The sequence below is a fragment of the Paenibacillus residui genome, from assembly GCF_042677205.1.
Classification (GTDB): Bacteria; Bacillota; Bacilli; order Paenibacillales; family NBRC-103111; genus Paenibacillus_L; species Paenibacillus_L residui.
In genome coordinates this window covers 1-1,554 of the sequence record NZ_JBHTIU010000122.1, presented here as the reverse complement: position 1 = coordinate 1,554, position 1,554 = coordinate 1, and the positions used below count along the sequence as shown (strand labels likewise).

Sequence of the window (1,554 nt, the reverse complement as noted above, 5' to 3'; positions counted from 1 at the left end):
TTCCGTCTAAATCTTCTGCGCTTTGTTGTTTCTTCAAGGCGTCTAGCCCAACGTTGTCGTTCAGCGTGGAACACTTCGTAGCTAACGCTTTGGAGCCTATTCAACACATCGGTTTGCCGGAGAGCATCATCGACAAATACAACAAACTCACCGGACCGCATGATGTACTCGTTCCAGCTTCTGAGTCCCGTCATTCGTCGATGACGTGTCTTTGTCCGTCGGAAAAATCGCTCATGATCGTTATTTGTTCGAGGAACATGAGGGTGATCGTAACAAGTAAAGAGTCCTTTCCAGAATCCGTTGGTGTAACTCTTGAAGTTAGTGACCATTGGGCGGTCGTGCTCTTTGGTGTATGTTTGCTCCAACCATTGCATCAAACATCGCATGTGGAGTCGCACCGATTCACTCGTTTGGTCAATGTCTGGATTCAAGATGTTAGCGGCGTGATGCAGAGGACGTGACCAGCGTTTCACTTCTTCATAGAGTTGATGGAACTCATTCAGTTTGTTGAATATTCTGAAAACGTTCTGGAGCAGAGAGGGCCCCTTTTTTATCCAGGCAATTTTGAAGCGATGTCTGAATGGCCTGGGCGTTTTCGTAAATTCGCACTCCGGGTAAGTCTAACGGTGGATTACCGTCCTCCAGTAGTACAGAACGGATCGCCGCCAAATAGTCTTTCACTACTTCGTTTTCCGGCGATTCGTCTTTGTCTAATTTTCTTTCGATGTCGCGGATTCCGCGAAGACTTTTCTTAATGCCGGTTTTCAGCTTCCGGTCAAGCTCCACTACTGGCTTAGCGATGTCTTTTAAGTAGTGGTACTGACAATATTGGTACGGCACCTCTGGGAGCAGCGACTCCATTGCAAGACGTATAGATTGCTGTCCGTCCGTGACAATTCCAATGATACGGAAGCCAAGATCAATGACAGGCTGAATAAGTTCTTTCAGTTCTTCCGACGAGCTGCTCTTCACGCTTTTCGCGACAAGAATCGTCCCGCTAAACACTTCACGGATCACATAGAGCGTCTCGTTTCCTTTCTCGGGTTGAACGCCATCCATGGAGATCATAATTCCTCCGTGTTCTTCAGCAACTTGTTTGAGGACGGATTTCACATGGTCTGTGACGCTAGAGCGCAGTAAAGTGACGTACCGCTCGTACAATCTTTGTGAGTTTCGCTCAGAAGTAGCGACACCGCGTTCATTAAGTTCTTGGGTGATTTCTGCAATGGTCATGTGATGCTTAAACCGTAATTGCCCGACGAGAGCCAATACATCGAAGCCGTATGATGTATGTTTCATGCACAAGGAATCTGCTTCAGCTGATCTGTAGTATGTCTTAGGGTAGGCGCAGTTAGAGTTGGAGCAGACATATGCCATGCTCCATACTTGAATAACACCGGAAAGAGTCGCAATATTTTTCTTCCATGCTGTGTGGCTACGTTTCAATTTCGAACCACAATGGAGACAACGCTCAAGCTCAGGTCGATAGTATATTTTTCTCTCGGGAACAATTCGATTTTTAGGCAAAGGCATTAGAAAACCTCCGTCAAAGTA

The 1,554-nt window shown here is 46.5% G+C and carries 2 protein-coding genes; both read right to left on the bottom strand.

The features are described from left to right. On the bottom strand, positions 1-473 hold a 473-nt coding region (locus tag ACFQ03_RS25845; protein WP_379291900.1), incomplete at its 3' end, for a hypothetical protein. A 22-nt stretch (positions 474-495) separates the two neighbouring features. Further along, positions 496-1,554 (bottom strand): hypothetical protein (locus tag ACFQ03_RS25840; protein ID WP_379291898.1); only part of this gene is annotated, 1,059 nt, incomplete at its 5' end.